The organism is Leeia sp., assembly GCF_041909055.1.
GTDB classification, from domain to species: Bacteria; Pseudomonadota; Gammaproteobacteria; order Burkholderiales; family Leeiaceae; genus Leeia; species Leeia aquatica.
Map to the genome: position 1 here is coordinate 76,134 of NZ_JAYREC010000002.1, position 16,451 is coordinate 92,584.

General features: G+C 60.4%; 14 protein-coding genes. 11 read left to right on the top strand and 3 right to left on the bottom strand.

Annotated elements, in window-relative coordinates; all coding sequences use genetic code 11:
* Positions 1-23 precede the first annotated feature (23 nt).
* Positions 24-1,589: an alkaline phosphatase gene (locus ACE3O2_RS06050; protein WP_374335728.1), complete on the bottom strand. Its 1,566-nt coding sequence runs from the start codon at positions 1,587-1,589 to the stop codon at positions 24-26.
* 249 nt (positions 1,590-1,838) lie between these two features.
* Positions 1,839-2,726, bottom strand: a complete 888-nt coding sequence (locus ACE3O2_RS06055) for a hypothetical protein (RefSeq protein WP_374335730.1) — start codon at positions 2,724-2,726, stop codon at positions 1,839-1,841.
* A 125-nt stretch (positions 2,727-2,851) separates the two neighbouring features.
* On the opposite strand from ACE3O2_RS06055, the gene ACE3O2_RS06060 reads away from it, so the two are divergent.
* Both ACE3O2_RS06060 and ACE3O2_RS06065 read left to right on the top strand, forming a co-directional pair.
* The gene (locus ACE3O2_RS06060; RefSeq protein WP_374335732.1) at positions 2,852-3,463 is read left to right on the top strand and encodes a hypothetical protein; all 612 of its coding nucleotides are present in this window, start codon (positions 2,852-2,854) and stop codon (positions 3,461-3,463) included.
* Between the two features lie 441 nt (positions 3,464-3,904).
* Positions 3,905-4,411, top strand: a complete 507-nt coding sequence (locus tag ACE3O2_RS06065) for a hypothetical protein (protein ID WP_374335734.1) — start codon at positions 3,905-3,907, stop codon at positions 4,409-4,411.
* A gap of 593 nt (positions 4,412-5,004) precedes the next feature.
* On the opposite strand, the gene ACE3O2_RS06070 is transcribed toward ACE3O2_RS06065, so the two are convergent.
* On the bottom strand, positions 5,005-5,991 hold the full coding sequence (locus ACE3O2_RS06070; RefSeq protein WP_374335736.1) for a malate dehydrogenase: 987 nt from the start codon (positions 5,989-5,991) through the stop codon (positions 5,005-5,007).
* A gap of 317 nt (positions 5,992-6,308) precedes the next feature.
* Here ACE3O2_RS06070 and ACE3O2_RS06075 point away from each other — a divergent pair, with 317 nt between their 5' ends.
* The 9 genes from ACE3O2_RS06075 to odhB all read left to right on the top strand — a co-directional run bounded on the left by ACE3O2_RS06075 (position 6,309) and on the right by odhB (position 16,396).
* Positions 6,309-7,028: a GntR family transcriptional regulator gene (locus tag ACE3O2_RS06075; protein ID WP_374335738.1), complete on the top strand. Its 720-nt coding sequence runs from the start codon at positions 6,309-6,311 to the stop codon at positions 7,026-7,028.
* A gap of 227 nt (positions 7,029-7,255) precedes the next feature.
* A complete protein-coding gene (gene sdhC, locus ACE3O2_RS06080; RefSeq protein ID WP_374335740.1) occupies positions 7,256-7,633 on the top strand; it encodes a succinate dehydrogenase, cytochrome b556 subunit in 378 nt (125 codons plus the stop codon).
* Positions 7,630-7,977 (top strand): succinate dehydrogenase, hydrophobic membrane anchor protein, encoded by a 348-nt coding sequence (gene sdhD / locus ACE3O2_RS06085; RefSeq protein WP_205882029.1) that lies wholly within the window; start codon positions 7,630-7,632, stop codon positions 7,975-7,977. Before sdhC ends, sdhD begins: the two co-directional genes overlap by 4 nt.
* Positions 7,978-9,753 (top strand): succinate dehydrogenase flavoprotein subunit, encoded by a 1,776-nt coding sequence (gene sdhA / locus ACE3O2_RS06090; RefSeq protein WP_374335743.1) that lies wholly within the window; start codon positions 7,978-7,980, stop codon positions 9,751-9,753.
* Between the two features lie 12 nt (positions 9,754-9,765).
* Entirely contained in the window at positions 9,766-10,476 is a 711-nt protein-coding gene (locus tag ACE3O2_RS06095; protein WP_374335745.1) for a succinate dehydrogenase iron-sulfur subunit, read from the top strand.
* Positions 10,477-10,536: 60 nt separating this feature from the next.
* Positions 10,537-10,770: a succinate dehydrogenase assembly factor 2 gene (locus ACE3O2_RS06100; protein ID WP_168877319.1), complete on the top strand. Its 234-nt coding sequence runs from the start codon at positions 10,537-10,539 to the stop codon at positions 10,768-10,770.
* A 179-nt stretch (positions 10,771-10,949) separates the two neighbouring features.
* Entirely contained in the window at positions 10,950-12,239 is a 1,290-nt protein-coding gene (gene gltA / locus ACE3O2_RS06105; RefSeq protein WP_374335747.1) for a citrate synthase, read from the top strand.
* A 79-nt stretch (positions 12,240-12,318) separates the two neighbouring features.
* Positions 12,319-15,150, top strand: a complete 2,832-nt coding sequence (locus tag ACE3O2_RS06110) for a 2-oxoglutarate dehydrogenase E1 component (protein ID WP_374335749.1) — start codon at positions 12,319-12,321, stop codon at positions 15,148-15,150.
* 61 nt (positions 15,151-15,211) lie between these two features.
* Positions 15,212-16,396, top strand: a complete 1,185-nt coding sequence (gene odhB / locus ACE3O2_RS06115; protein ID WP_374335751.1) for a 2-oxoglutarate dehydrogenase complex dihydrolipoyllysine-residue succinyltransferase — start codon at positions 15,212-15,214, stop codon at positions 16,394-16,396.
* The last annotated feature ends 55 nt before the right edge of the window (positions 16,397-16,451 follow it).

A 16,451-nucleotide genomic window follows, 5' to 3' on the forward strand; every position in this document is an offset into this window, starting at 1 on the left:
TGAGACATTGCTGAAGCGGCGGTTCAGGCGGGTTGCAGCTGCTTACTGAACAGTACCGCGTTGTTGAGGTCTTTCAGGGAGACCGTCATCGCCTTGCTCTTCGGGTCGATGTCCACCTGCCCGAAGAACTGCAAACCGGCCAGCGGTGAGGTGTTCGGCTCCTTCGGGGCTTGCTGGAACACCACCTCGATGCCAAAGGTACGGTCAATGGCGTTCGGGCCAAAGCTGCCTGCGTTCAAGGGGCCGGACACAAACTCCCAGAACGGGTCAAAGTCGCCAATCTGTGCGCGGTTGGGGTGGTAGTGGTGGGCGGCGGTGTAGTGCACGTCGGCAGTGAACCACACCACATTGTGGATGCGCTGCTTCTTCAGCTCGCGCAGCAGCCAGGCGATTTCCTGCTCGCGGCCTTTCGGGCTGCCGTCTTCACCGTTGGCGATGGCTTCCCAGCGTGCGGTGCCGTCGGCCAGTTTGCCATCCGGCACATGCAGGCCGATCGGCATATCGGCCATGATGGCCTTCCAGGTGGCCTTGGAGCGCTTCAGGCCGTCCAGCAGCCACTTGAGCTGGGTTTCGCCCATGAAGTCGCTGTCGTGGTCACGGCTGGTTTGCAGGTTGGCACTGTTAGGGCCGCGATAGCTGCGCATGTCCACCACAAACACGTCCAGCAGCGGGCCGTGGCTGAACTGGCGATAGATGCGCTCCGGCTCGCTGGCGTCCGCCGGGCGCAGCGGGGCGTATTCCAGAAAAGCGCGGGTGGCGCGGGCCTGCAGCACGCCGACGTTCTTTTCCTGATAGCGCTTGTCGCCGCTCAGGTCCTTGCTGTCGGACCAGTTGTTGGTCACTTCGTGGTCGTCCCACTGCCAGATTTGCGGCACTTCGCTGGCAAAGCGGCGCACATTGGCATCCATCATGTTGTAGCGGTAGCGACCGCGATACTCGTTCAGCGTCTCGGCCACCTTGCTGACTTCTTCTGTCACCAGATTGCGCCAGATGCGGCCTTCTTCCACCTTGCGCTCGGCCTCGATCGGGCCATCAGCGTAGATGGTGTCGCCACAGTGCATGAAGAAATCCGGGTGCTGCTGGCGCATGGTTTCATAGATGCGCATGCCACCCCATTCCGGGTTGATGCCATAGCCTTGACCGGCGGTATCGCCCGACCAGACAAAGCGCACCGGGCGCGCAGCCATGCCCGGCGTGAAGAAACGGCCCACCACTGGCTCAGACAGGGTACGGCCGGTACCGGCATCCTGATAGCTCACCCGCACAAAATGCTGCTGCCCGGCGGGCAGACCGCTCAGGTCCACCCGGCTGGTGAAATCCGTCGCTTCCGTAGCCCACGGGCCCACCATGCGGTGCGGGTTGGCAAAGCGCTCGCTGGTATCCCACTCCAGAATCATGCGGGCGGTACGGTCAGACCTGGCCCAGATCAGGGCCCGGTTGGCGGTGACATCGCCAATCTGGATGCCGGAGGGCAGGGTGGGGCGCACGGCATCCGAGCCGACAATGGCCGGGGCGGCCAGCAGGCGGGTGGCGGGCAACACCAGTGCACTGCCCGCCAGTGAAGATTGCAGAAAACGACGACGATCCATGACACACACTCCAGAGTCAACAAGTCGCCGCGCAGTATGCGGGCTGGCTGTGACACGGGCATGATGAAGGCATGACGCCGGTGTGTCGCGACAGTGACAACAGGGGCTAAGAACCTGTTTATGCTCTGCTGCACGACGGCGATACGGCGTTGAAAACCACTTCGGAATGCTCATTTACACCCAGTAAACTCCGCTTCCTCAGTCGTTTTCGCCTTGTCTCACCCTCGCTCGCGAGACCCTAAACAGGTTCTAAGGCGTGCTGGTTATCTCCTCGACCGCTGCCCGCGCCATGCCGCTATCACTGTGGCCCACGCCGGGCACGGTGCGCAGCCGCCAGTGGAACGGCACCGCACGCTGCTGCGCCTGCTGCCGGGCCAGCTGGAAGAAGTATTGCCCGCGCAGCAAGCGATTCGGCCCTTGTGCCTCAGCCTCGGCCTCCTTCGGCAAGTGCGGGTGATGCGGATCGGTGTCCTCCTCCCCCAATAGCACCAGCAGTGGCTGCGCCAGCGCCGCGGTTAACTGGCCTTCATCAACCCGCGCCGGGTCCAGCGCCCACGGAAAGCCGGGCTGGCTCCCTGCAGGAAAACGCGGCAAGGTATAGGCCCCGGCATTGGCCGCGATCGCTAGCGCCACCCGTGGATGCGGCATGAACAACATGAAACGGTGTACAAACTGCGCCCCGGCAGAATGGCCGTACAGGTAATACTGCGCGGTCTGCAGCGATTCCCGGCTACGGATCAGGTCAAACAGGTGCTCAATGCTGGCAAAGCTCCAGCGCGCCGGGTCGGCATGATGGACGCCGCCAAACTGATAATCCGCTTCCCGATAGTAGGTCTTGGCAAACTCCGGCACGATCAGCAGGAAATGATGGCGCTGGGCATAGTCCGCCCAGTGGTCGCGATAGGTTTCACCGTTGCGCAGGGTGCCATGCATCACGAATACCACCTTGCTGTCCGGCCGCAAGCTGGCCGGGCGGTAATACCAGACGGTGATGGGCTTGTCCGGATGACCAGCATCACGGTACTCAAACTGACCCTTGCCCACCGCCAGTGGCTGCGCAGCACACGCCAGCGCCAGCCCGCCCCCCTGCAGCAGGAGGGCGAGGCGGTGCACGATCCGGTAATACAGTAGAAACATGATCAACCTTCACTGAGAGGCAAGCTGCCCTTGCAGGGTGTGGGCGGCAAGCGGCATCATGAGCGTACAGAGAGGCCATGCGGGCAGCATGGCCTCACCAAAACATTGAAGACGAGGACAATACGATGCCTGATCCCGCTTGGGAAGCCGTACAAAAAGAACGTTGGCAAGCCTTTGCCGCCCTGCATGCGGTGCCGGACTGGCTGCAACGCTGCGCACAAGCGCAGTTCAGCGACTGGCAGGAACTCTATCCCGGCTGCTGGTTTGAAACCCACAATCAGGATTTCATACCGGAGCAGCTAGAGGTCGCCTGCCTGATGTACCTCACCCCGCCGTGGCAAGAGCCGAATGATCGTGAGGACTGGTTTGAAGCGCAGGAATCCATCATCGTCGGCGTCTGGCTGCGTGATGGCGCCACACTGACCACCGGCCCGGTGCTGGCCTTCGGCTGGGCCAGCAACCATGATGACCCGGATACCAGCTCGCCTACCGGCATCTACATTCTGGCAGAGAATCTGGACGGCCTGCAGGCCCTGCTAAGCAGCGGCGCACTCTGGTGCAATGTGGAAGATGCCTCCGGCAACAACTGGCAGCAGACACCAGACGAAGCCGCCGGGCGCGCCTTTGCCCAACGGATCGACCTCGCCGTCGCCGACCCCGCCACCGCCCTCGAACGCGCCCACGCCGCCCACCGCCAATGGCGCGATGAGCTGGAAGCGGTGTTTGAGGAGGGGTGAGTGAGGGGGGCTGGAGTTGGTCGTGCTGGTGAGATCAGCTGCTTATCCGAACGGAGCGATCAGTCAATGCAGTAAGCGGTGCGCGGTATCATTCAGCAAGTGGCGTGGCAACCCGCTGACGGAAGCTGCGCGGCAGCTATGACTGGGTAATTCTAGTCACTGGAGTACCGTGTACTGGCTCCAGTCGGTCTGCACATAAGGGCCGACGGTGCTTAAACTAAAGCTGAAATAGAAGCTTAAGAATATTAGCGGTAAGTCTGATGCTTTTCATTTCGTGCATGAAAAAAATGGTGAGTTAATTTCCATCGAAGAAAATAAAATAAGTGAGATTATTTTTAAGTTAATTAATTTGATGGAGTGAGAATAAATGGTGGCATAAAAAATGGCCCATAGTTATTTTTGTAATTTATCCTATATATCATTGAAATGATTGCATGACTGATGACTGATAAAGATTTATTCGAAGAGGCGATTGAAAGTGATAACATAACACTATTCATTGAGCATTATGAAGACGTGTTTGGTCAGGAGAAGACTACGAAGGCTGTTAACCTATTCATGATATACTTACTTATGCTTTACTATGACATTCTTTCAGATCACTCTAGAAATTGCATTCAATCTATGATTGGTTATTTAAAGGGTGATGTAAGTAAAGAGACTATCGAGAAAGAGGCGGAGTGCTTTGATAGCCTGCATCCAACAAAAATATGGCTTGACCCAGACTTTTGTGATGAGGATCGCTTGAATGGTGCCACTTCTGGAATGATGAGAGTGAAGCCTTACGTGGGCTTTGATGAGCGTGAACGAGCTTATTTTTTTTCAGAATTACTAATGGACGTTAGAGATTATAGACATCTTGTTCCTGTCTTGATGCGGTATCTATATAACTTAAATGGCGATGTGAGGTTTGAACGGGTTGAAGGAATCAATGCGACCATTGACTAAAAAGGTTGGTTTTGACCTGTGAACTTCTGGCTAAAGTCAAGAGTTTTGGCTAACATTTTCTTGCTTCTGAATCAGTTTACATGTGTCATGCCCTGACTAAGCGTGTGGTGTTATATAGTTCAGCGACTACGCGCTGTTAATTAATAAATATATGTTCATCAACGGTGTGCTACTTATGTTCTTCAGGTTTATGGTTTCGAAATGGAAGCTTCTCATACAAGGCGTAGTAGCCAAAAAGATAAGCGCTATAGGGTAGGGAAATCAGAGTAAATAGCGTCATACTCAGGCTGGCTTGCCCTGAAATGACCTGTGGCAGAAAAACGATCAGTAATGAAATTGCTGATATTGAAAATATCATGCACAGGATTCTTTTCATGCCACCCTTTCATTGATGCTTTTCTCTAGCAGATGCTAAAAGATTTTGGAGCAGTTGACTGAAGCGACGGCTCCCACACACTCCTAATCGTCACGCTCATTAAACCCTCATCCCTTTAATCGCTGGTGAACATGTGGGCGGCAGGTTATGTGACCAATATACCCAAAAAAACAGGCGGGACATGCCCGCCTGTTCTTTGTGACCGGAAGCGGTCGGTTTAGCCCAGCAGGTGGGCGACGCCGGCGCGTTCTTCTTCCAGCTCAGCCAGGGTGAAGTTCATCCGTTCGCGGCTGAATTCGTCGATTTCCAGGCCGGTGATGCGGGTGTATTCGCCGTTCTCGCAGGTGACCGGAACGCCGTAGATCACGCCTTCCGGAATGCCGTAGCTGCCGTCGGACGGTACGCCCATGGTGACCCACTTGCCGTTGGTACCCAGCACCCAGTCGCGGATGTGGTCAACCGCGGCGTTGGCGGCGGAGGCGGCGGAGGAGAGGCCGCGGGCTTCGATGATGGCGGCGCCACGCTTGCCAACGGTCGGCAGGAAGGTGGTGCGGTTCCATTCTTCGTCGTTGATCAGGGTCTTCAGGCTGTCACCCCCCACGGTGGCGAAGCGGTAGTCCGGGTACATGGTCGGGCTGTGGTTGCCCCAGACCACCAGCTTGTCGATGCTGCTGACGGCTTTGCCGGATTTGGCGGCCAGTTGCGACAGGGCACGGTTGTGGTCCAGACGCAGCATGGCGGTGAAGTTCTTGGCCGGCAGGTCCGGTGCGCTCTTCATGGCGATGTAGGCGTTGGTGTTGGCCGGGTTGCCCACCACCAGTACCTTCACATTGCGGCTGGCTACGGCGTTCAGTGCGGCGCCTTGCACGGTGAAGATCTTGGCGTTTTCCTGCAGCAGGTCCTTGCGTTCCATGCCGGGGCCGCGCGGGCGGGCGCCGACCAGCAGGGCGATGTCGGCATCCTTGAAGGCTACCATTGGGTCGTCGGTTGCCACCACACCGGCCAGCAGCGGGAAGGCGCAGTCGTCCAGCTCCATGATCACGCCCTTGAGGGCTTGCTGGGCTTTCTCGTGTGCCACTTCCAGCAATTGCAGGATGACCGGCTGGTCCTTGCCCAGCATTTCGCCACTGGCGATACGGAACAGCAGGCTGTAGCCGATCTGACCGGCTGCGCCGGTTACGGCAACACGTACGGGTGCTTTCATGGTGTGGGCTCCAACGTCTGGTTGTTTCACAGGGACGGCGCGAAACCAGGCTGACGCTTGCTGCACGACAGCACGGCGGCGTTTGTCCATGCATGGACTATTCAGATTATAGGTGTGCGCGTGATCAACCGGTTGGCCAGCGGACCGGTGGGCCGGTTTATCGTGCGCTGCAATATGCGTCGGGCAGTGTAGCACGGCACACGGTTTTTTGACGATAGCAGATGAGGTGGATTTGTGCTTGACCTTGATCAAGTCATGTGTCTTATATAAGACATGTATGGACAGGGGGAGGGGGCAATGGTAAAAAGGCAGCCAGTATGAGTTCACCACGTCCGGTTTTTCAGCCTTTGTATCTGCAGGTGAAGCGCTACCTGATGGAGGCGGTGTCTGCAGGCGAGTGGCTGGCGGATGAATCGCTGCCGAGCGAGTACACGCTGGCGGACCGTTTTCAGGTGAGCCAGGGCACGGTGCGCAAGGCGCTGGATGCGCTGGTGGCAGAAGGCTTGCTGCTGCGCCGACAGGGGGTAGGTACCTTTGTGGCGGCGTGGCCGGATGAATGGCAGTGGTCTGCGCTGTGCGCCAGTGGTAGTGATGGCCTGGCCGCGCCGGAGCGGGTGGAGCCGGAGCTGCTGAGTTGTGGCCGCGGTGTGGCCAGCGAGCGGGCGTCGGACATGCTGCAGTTGCGCCGTAATGCGCCGGTGCGCCTGGTGCGGCGGCAGCTGCGGGTGGCGGGGCGGATGGTGGGGTATGAGGAGTCGGTGCTGGATGCCGAGCGCTTCGACCGGCTGGAGCCGCGCCTGATCAAGCAGTACGCCGGTCAGATGTATCGCCTGTACGCCGCCGAGTTTGGCGTGCGGGTGGGCGGGGTGCAGGAATGGTTTGTGGCAGCCCCGGCGGATGAGGAGCCGTGGTTGCGCTTTCCAGAGCACAGCCCTTTGCTGCGGGTGATGCGGCGGGCGTGTGATCTGGGGGGCTTGCCGGTGGAGTGGCGGCGGATGTGGCTGGATAGCCGTCTGGTGCAGTATCGCCGGCTCTAGAAGGGTGTGCGCGCTGTTGCGTTGCAAGAAAATGTCGCTTGCAGGCTGTAGTCGGTCGGTAGTGGGCTAAATTTTTTGCTAAAATCAGCATGTTGTACGGTTGCCAGCCTTGCGGGGCGGGCGGCGGTACTGCGATGGCGATTGTGGCGGCGGTGCCGTCACGGTCAAGCGTCAATCCGGCGCTGCAACCGGTGCTTCGGTGCAGTGCCGCATCAGGAATCGTGATAATGCAAAAAGTGCGTCCCAAGCACCTCGACCTGACCAAGATCCGGCTACCGTGGCCGGGCAAGGTGTCGATCCTGCATCGCGTCAGCGGTGTGGCCATGTTCCTCGGTTTGCCCTTCCTGCTCTACCTGCTGCAACTCTCGCTCAGCTCCCCCGAAGTCTATGCCTCCTGTAAGCAGTTTCTGACCCATCCGCTGGTCAAGCTGGTGATGCTGGGCTTCATCTGGGCGTTCATGCATCACCTGTGTGCCGGTATCCGCTTTCTGGCGCTGGACCTGCACAAGGGCATCCAGTTGCATACCGCACGTACGACCGCCAAGGCGGTGCTGGTGATCAGCCTGGTGCTGACCGCCGTGTTGGGAGGAGTGTTGCTGTCATGAGCAAGGACAAGATTCTGGTGGGCGCACACTATGGCCTGCGTGACTGGATCATGCAGCGCGCCACAGCGGTGCTGATGATCGTCTACACCATCGCGCTGGTGGTGTTGCTGCTGTCGATTCCGCATACCCATGAGGGCTGGCGCAACCTGTTTGCCCACACCTCGGTGAAGGTGTTCACGCTGGTGACCTATATCGCGCTGCTGCTGCACGCCTGGGTGGGCATCCGTGACCTGTGGATGGATTACGTCAAACCGGTCGGCGTGCGCCTGACCCTGCATGTACTGACCGTGGTGTGGCTGGTGGCCGCGCTGGTGTACGGCATCAATATTCTGTGGAGTGTATAAATGGCCCTGCCGGTAAGAACATTTGATGCAGTCATCGTCGGCGCCGGTGGCGCAGGCATGCGCGCCTCGCTGCAGCTGGCCGAAGCCGGGATGAAGGTGGCCGTGCTGTCCAAGGTGTTCCCCACCCGCTCGCATACTGTGGCGGCGCAGGGCGGGGTGTCCGCCTCGCTGGGCAACTCCGAGCCGGATCACTGGCACTGGCATATGTACGACACCGTGAAGGGGTCGGACTGGCTGGGCGATCAGGATGCCATTGAATTCATGTGCCGCGAAGCACCGAAGGTGGTGGTGGAGCTGGAGCACTTCGGCATGCCGTTTGACCGTAACCCGGACGGCACCATCTATCAGCGCCCGTTTGGCGGCCATATCTCCAATTTCGGCAAGGGTGCCCCGGTGCGCCGCGCCTGTGCGGCGGCTGACCGTACTGGCCACGCCATGCTGCATGCCCTGTATCAGCGCAATGTGCGCGCCAATGCCCAGTTCTTCGTCGAGTGGATGGCGCTGGACATGATCCGCGACAGCGAAGGCAAGGTGCTGGGCGTGATCGCCATGGAAATGGAAACCTCGGAAATCGTGGTGTTCCAGGCCAAGGCCACCCTGTTTGCCACCGGCGGTGCCGGTCGTATCTTCCAGAGTTCTACCAACGCCTTCATCAATACTGGTGACGGCCTCGGCATGGCGGCCCGTGCCGGCATTCCGCTGGAAGACATGGAGTTCTGGCAATTCCACCCGACCGGCGTGGCCGGTGCCGGGGTGCTGATTACCGAAGGCGTGCGTGGCGAAGGCGGCATTCTGCGTAATGCAGCCGGCGAGCGCTTCATGGAGCGCTATGCGCCGTCCGCCAAGGATCTGGCCTCGCGTGACGTGGTGTCGCGCGCCATGGTGACCGAAATCACCGAAGGCCGTGGCTGTGGCTCCGGCAAGGACCACGTGCTGCTGGACATCACCCACCTTGACCCGGAAGTGATCAAGTCCAAGCTGCCGGGCATCCGTGAAATCTCCATCAAGTTCGCTGGTGTCGACCCGATCAAGGCGCCGATTCCGGTGGTGCCGACCTGCCACTACCAGATGGGCGGCGTGCCGACCAACTATCGTGGCGAAGTGGTGGTGAACGGTGCCGTGGTGCCGGGCTTCTATGCCGCCGGTGAAGTGGCCTGTGCCTCGGTGCACGGCGCCAACCGTCTGGGTACCAACTCGCTGCTGGACTTGCTGGTGTTCGGCAAGAGCGCGGGCAACTCGCTGATCGACTACGTGCGTAGTGAAGTGAAATCGCTGCCGCCGCTGCCGCAAAGCGAGATCGACCGTGCCGTGGCGCGCGTTGAACGGCTGAATAGCCAGAAGAATGGCGTGGAAGTGAACGACGCTCGTGCTGCCATGCAAAAGACCATGCAGGCCCACTGCGGCGTGTTCCGCTTCAAGGACAAGCTGGCCGAAGGCGTGGAGAAGATTCTGGAAGTGGAGCAGATGGTGCTGCAGACCCAGATCCACGACAGCTCCAAGGTGTTCAACACCGCCCGTATCGAAGCACTGGAACTGGACAACCTGATCGAAGTGGCCAAGTCCACCATGATCTCGGCCAATGCGCGTACCGAATCGCGCGGTGCCCACGTTCGTGATGATGCGGCCGATACGCCGGAAACGCCGAATGGTCGCGATGACACGAACTGGCTGAAGCACACCCTGTGGTTCCGTGATGGCAACCGCCTGGAATACAAGCCGGTCAACATGAAGCCGCTGACCGTTGACACCATCGAACTGCAAACCCGTTCCTACTAAAAGGGCGTGCTGATGACTACCCGCACCATTCAATTCCGCATTTACCGCTACGATCCGGACAAGGATCAGCAACCCTACATGCAGGACATGACGGTTGAGCTGGACGACATCGAGAAGAAACTGCTCGACGCCATCGTCAAGCTGAAGATTCAGGACGATACCCTGAGCTTCCGCCGTTCCTGCCGTGAAGGCGTGTGTGGCTCCGACGCCATGAACATCAACGGTCGCAACGGGCTGGCCTGTATTACCGATGTGGACACGCTGAAGCAACCGATCGAGCTGCGCCCGCTGCCGGGGCTGCCGGTGATCCGCGACCTGATCGTGGACATGACCCAGTTCTTCAAGCAGTACAACTCGATCAAGCCTTACCTGATCAACAACGATCCGGTGCCGGAGAAAGAGCGTCTGCAATCGCCGGAAGAGCGCGACAAGCTGAACGGCCTGTATGAGTGCATTTTGTGCGCCTGCTGCTCCACCTCCTGCCCGTCGTTCTGGTGGAACCCGGACAAGTTTGTCGGCCCGGCGGGCCTGCTGGCCGCCTACCGCTTCCTGGCCGACAGCCGCGATCAGGCCGGTAACGAGCGTCTGGACAATCTGGAAGACCCGTACCGCCTGTTCCGTTGCCACACCATCATGAACTGTGTCGATGTCTGTCCGAAGGAGCTGAACCCGACCTTCGCCATCGGCAAGATCAAGGAAATGATGGTCAAGCGCGCGGTCTGATGCCCGGTGGCCGCAAGGCCACTGGCACAAACCCGACTTGCCATCCATAAAGAAGCACAGATGAGCGATTTTGACCGCATACGCTGGCGTTCACGCCGCGGGCTGCTGGAACTGGACCTGATCCTGGACCGCTTCCTCGCCCAGCAGTGGCATACCCTGCCCGCCGAGCAGCAGATGGCCTATCAGGAGATTTTGCTGCTGCCCGACAATGATTTGCTGGACATGGTCAATCGCCGGGCCGACACCGATGTGGAACATTGGTTGCCGGTCATCGAACGGTTGCGCAACGCCTGACCGCAGCAACCGCAGCAAGCCCCGGCTGATCGACCGGGGGGACGGACGGAGAGATACCGGCGGCCCGGCAAAAACGGACTACCGGCAGACACACTATAACAAAACGGGGCTACCCGAACAGTCGATAACCTCGTTCACCGGGCGAAGTGGCCCGGTCGAGCGTCCCAGTGGAGCAGAACATGGAAAACGGCAGTGTGAAACTGAATTACGGCGACGGTCAGAGCATCGACCTGCCGGTCCTCAAAGGCACCTTGGGTCCGGACGTGGTGGATATCCGCACGCTGGGCAAGACCGGCATGTTTACCTACGACCCCGGCTTCCTGGCCACCGCCAGCTGCGAGTCCAAGATCACCTTCATCGACGGTGACCAGGGCCTGCTGTACTACCGTGGCTACCCGATCGAGCAACTGGCCGAGAAGAGCGACTACCTCGAAGTCTGCTACCTGCTGCTGAACGGCGAGCTGCCGACCGCAGCGCAGAAGCAGGAGTTCGACCATCTGGTGATGCGCCACAACATGCTGCACGACCAGATCATGTCCTTCTTCAAGGGCTTCCGCCGTGATGCGCACCCGATGGCGGTGATGGTGGGGGTGGTGGGCGCACTGTCCGCCTTCTACCATGATTCGCTGGACATCAATGACGAGCGCCACCGCGAGATTTCGGCCTTCCGCCTGATCGCCAAGCTGCCGACCATTGCCGCGCAAGCCTACCGCTACAACAAGGGCCTGCCGTTCTCCTACCCGAAGGCCGGCCTGACCTACGCCGAGAACTTCCTGCACATGATGTTCTCCACCCCGGTGGCCGAATACAAGGTGAACCCGGTGGCCGCCCGTGCCATGGACCGTATTTTCACGCTGCATGCCGACCATGAGCAGAACGCTTCCACCTCCACTGTGCGCCTGTCCGGCTCCTCCGGTGCCAACCCGTTTGCCTGCATTGCTGCCGGTATCGCCTGCCTGTGGGGCCCGGCACACGGTGGTGCCAACGAGGCCGTGCTGAAGATGCTGAACGAAATCGGCGACGAAGCCCGCATTCCGGAATTCATCGCCCGCGCCAAGGACAAGAACGACGGCTTCAAGCTGATGGGCTTTGGCCACCGCGTGTACAAGAATATGGACCCGCGCGCCAAGATCATGCGCGAAACTTGCCACGAAGTGCTGAACGAACTCGGCCTGCACGACCACAAGTTGTTCAAGCTGGCCATGGCGCTGGAAAAACTGGCGCTGGAAGACGAGTACTTCATCAGCAAGAAGCTGTACCCGAACGTCGATTTCTACTCCGGCATCGTGCTGGCGGCACTGGGTATCCCGGTGTCCATGTTCACCCCGATCTTTGCGTTGTCGCGCACGGTCGGCTGGATCTCGCACTGGGCCGAAATGATTGCCGATCCGGGCCTGAAGATTGGTCGCCCGCGCCAGCTGTACACCGGCGCAGCGCGACGTGACTACGTGTCGCTGGACCAGCGTTGATGCAGCAGGCGGCGCTTTCGCAAGGAAGCGCCGCCTTGCCACTGGCGCGCCGGCGGCGGTAACCCCCTGACCTCAAGTGATGGATACGATGTCAAACGAGATGCAACACCACTGGGACAGCTCCCACCTGTTCGGCAGCAATGCGCCGTTCGTGGAAGAGCTGTACGAGCAATACCTGGCAGACCCGGACAGTGTCGATGACCACTGGCGCGGCCTGTTCGATGGCTGGCAACGCAACCAGCCGGGCGAGCGCGATGTGGCGCATGCCCCGGTGCAACAGTCCTTCGTCGAGCTGGTCAAACGCCCGCGTGTCGCCAGCGGCAGTGCCGATCCGGCCGCCTCGGAAAAGCAACTGCAGGTGCTGCGCCTGATCTCGGCCTATCGTATCCTCGGCAGCCGCCATGCCAAGCTGGACCCGCTGCAGCGCTTTGACCGCGAGCGGATCAAGGAGCTGGAGCTGTCGCACCACGGCCTGTCCGACGCAGACCTGAACCTGACCTTCCACGGCGGCTCGCTGATGGGGCACACCCAGGCCAAGCTGTCCGACATCCTCGGCAAGCTGCGCCAGACCTATACCGGCAGCGTCGGCCTCGAATACATGCACATCACTGACAGCGCCCGCAAGAAATGGGTGCAGGAGTGGTTCGAGTCGCGCGCTTCCACCCCGCGTTTCGGCGCTGAGCAGCGCCGCCGCATCCTCAAGCAGATCACGGCTGCAGAAACGCTGGAAAAGTACCTGCATACCAAGTACGTAGGCCAAAAGCGCTTCTCGCTGGAAGGGGGCGAATCGCTGATTGCCTCACTGGACGAGCTGATCCAGGGCGCAGGCAGCCGTGGCGTGCAGGAAATGGTGATCGGCATGGCCCACCGTGGCCGCCTGAACGTGCTGGTCAACACCCTCGGCAAAGCACCGAAGGACCTGTTCTCCGAATTTGAAGGTCGCCCGACCACCGAGCTGCCGTCGGGTGACGTGAAGTACCACATGGGCTTCTCGGCCGACATCCCGACCCCGGGCGGCCCGATCCACCTGTCGCTGGCGTTCAACCCCTCGCACCTGGAAATCGTCAACCCGGTGGTGGAAGGCTCGGTGCGTGCCCGCCAGCAACGCCGTGGCGACCGGACCGGCGCACAGGTGTTGCCGGTGCTGCTGCATGGTGACTCCGCCTTCATCGGCCTTGGCACCAACCAAGGTACCTTCAACCTGTCGCAAACCCGGGGCTACGGCACCGGTGGCACGGTACACATCGTCATCAACAACCAGGTGGGCTTCACCACCTCGGACACCCGCGATACCCGCTCCACGCTGTATTGCACCGACATCGCCAAGATGATCGAAGCCCCGGTGTTCCACGTGAATGGTGACGATCCGGAAGCGGTGGTGCTGGTCACCCAGGCTGCGCTGGAATACCGCGCCGCCTTCGGCAAGGACGTGGTGATTGATCTGGTGTGCTTCCGCCGCCACGGTCACAACGAGTCGGACGACCCGTATCTGACCCAGCCGATGATGTACAAGAAGATCTCCAAGCACCCCGGCACCCGCAAGCTGTTTGCCGACAAGCTGGCGGCCGAAGGGGTGATTGCAGCAGACGAGGGCGACGCGCTGATCGCCGCCTACCGCGCTGCACTGGACAAGGGCGAGCATGTCGAGCAGACCTCGCTCACCGGTTTCCAGCGCGCGTTTGCCATCGACTTCTCGCAATATTTCGGTACCCACTGGGCGCACCCGACCGACACCACGGTGCCCGCGGCAGACCTCAAGCGCCTGACCGAGAAGCTGACCCGCATGCCGGAAGGCTTCAAGCTGCATCGTACCGTCGAAAAGCTGCTGAACGACCGCAAGGCAATGGTCAACGGCGAGCTGCCGGTGGACTGGGGCATGGCTGAAACGCTGGCCTATGCCTCGCTGCTGGAGTCCGGCTACGGTGTGCGCCTGTCCGGTGAAGATTCGGGCCGTGGCACCTTCAGCCACCGTCACGCGGTGGTGCATGACCAGAACCGCGAAAAGTGGGATACCGGCAGCTTTGTGCCGCTGCGTAACCTCTCCGAGAACCAGGCGCATTTCCTGGTGATTGACTCTATCCTCAACGAAGAAGCGGTGCTGGCCTTTGAATATGGCTATGCCTGCTCCGCACCGGATGAGCTGGTGATCTGGGAAGCGCAGTTCGGCGACTTTGCCAACGGCGCGCAAGTGGTGATCGACCAGTTCATTACCTCCGGCGAAACCAAGTGGGGCCGTCTGTGCGGCCTGACCATGATCCTGCCGCATGGCTACGATGGTCAGGGTCCGGAGCACTCCTCCGCCCGTGTCGAACGTTACCTGCAGCTGTGCGCCGAGCACAATATCCAGGTCATCATGCCGTCCGAAGCCGGCCAGATGTTCCACCTGTTGCGTCGCCAGATGCTGCGTCCGTACCGTAAGCCGCTGGTGATCATGCTGTCCAAGCGCCTGCTGCGCTACAAGGACGCCATGACCCCGATCGAACAGCTGAGCAAGGGTGAATTCCACACCGTGATCGGCGACCAGGGCGGTCTGGATGCCAAGAAGGTGAAGCGCGTGGTGGTGTGTTCCGGTCAGGTGTATTACGACCTGGTCAACGCCCGCAAGGAGCGCAACGTCAAGGACATCGCCATCGTGCGTGTCGAGCAGCTCTACCCGTTCCCGACCGAAGCGCTGCGTGCCGAGCTGGCGCAGTACAGCGCCGCCAAGGAGCTGGTCTGGGTGCAGGAAGAGCCGCGCAACCAGGGCGCCTGGCACCAGATTCGCCACCGGCTGGAAGCCTGCATGTCGCCGCGTCAGACCCTGTCTTACGCCGGTCGCGATTCCTCCGCTTCGCCTGCCGTGGGCTATATGAGCAAGCATACTGCACAGCTGAAGGCCTTCCTCGACACGGCCATGACGCTGGGTAAATAACGTTCGGGTGAAGGGTGGCGGTACGCCACCCTTGTCCACTTTTGAAAGAAGGATGCATCCCATGATCATCGATGTAAAAGTGCCGCAACTGCCGGAGTCCGTGTCTGAAGCCACCCTGCTGGCCTGGCACAAGAAAGAAGGCGAGTTTGTCGCCCGTGACGAAAACCTGATCGACGTGGAAACCGACAAGGTGGTGCTGGAACTGCCTGCACCGCAGGCCGGCAAGCTGGTCAAGATCATCAAGGGTGATGGTTCGGTGTGTGGCAGCCAGGAAGTGATTGCCCAGATCGACACCGCTGCCGTGCAAGGTGAAGCCGCCCCGGCTGCCGCTGCTGCTGCACCGGCAGCAGCACCTGCGGCCGCCAGTACCGCTGCCGCCATGCCGTCCGCCAAGAAGCTGGCCGCAGAAACCGGCGTGAACCTGGATAACGTACAAGGCTCTGGTCGCGGTGGCCGTGTGCTGAAGGAAGACGTGCAGGCCGCTGCCGCCAAGCCCGCTGCAGCGGCTGCGCCTGCGGCCCCTGCGGTGATTGCCGACCTGTCCGGCCGTCCGGAACAGCGTGTGCCGATGTCCCGCCTGCGTCAGCGCGTGGCTGAGCGTCTGGTGCAGTCGCAATCCACCGCCGCTATCCTCACCACCTTCAATGAGCTGAACATGAAGCCGGTGATGGACCTGCGCAACAAGTACAAGGAAAAATTCGAGAAGGACCACGGCGTGAAGCTGGGCTTCATGTCCTTCTTCGTCAAGGCAGCGGTGCATGCGCTGAAGAAGTTCCCGATCGTCAACGCCTCGGTGGACGGTACCGACATCGTCTACCACGGCTACTTCGACATCGGCGTGGCAGTGAGCAGCCCGCGTGGTCTGGTGGTGCCGGTGCTGCGTGATTGCGACCAACTGAGCCTGGCCGACATCGAAAAGAAGATCGCCGACTTCGGCAAGCGCGCCCAGGAAGGCAAGCTGGGGGTGGAAGAACTGCAAGGCGGCACCTTCACCGTGTCCAACGGCGGCACCTTCGGCTCGATGATGTCCACCCCGATCATCAACCCGCCGCAATCCGCCATCCTCGGCATGCACGCCACCAAGGAGCGTGCCGTGGTGGAAAATGGCCAGGTGGTGGTGCGCCCGATGATGTACCTCGCGCTGTCATACGACCACCGTATCATTGATGGCCGCGAAGCCGTGCTGTCGCTGGTGGCGATGAAGGATGTGCTGGAAGACCCGGCCCGTCTGCTGCTGGACCTGTAAGTACAGCGCCGGGGGCGTGCCCCCGGCTGGATGGTGGAAGACCAAGGCAGCCCCC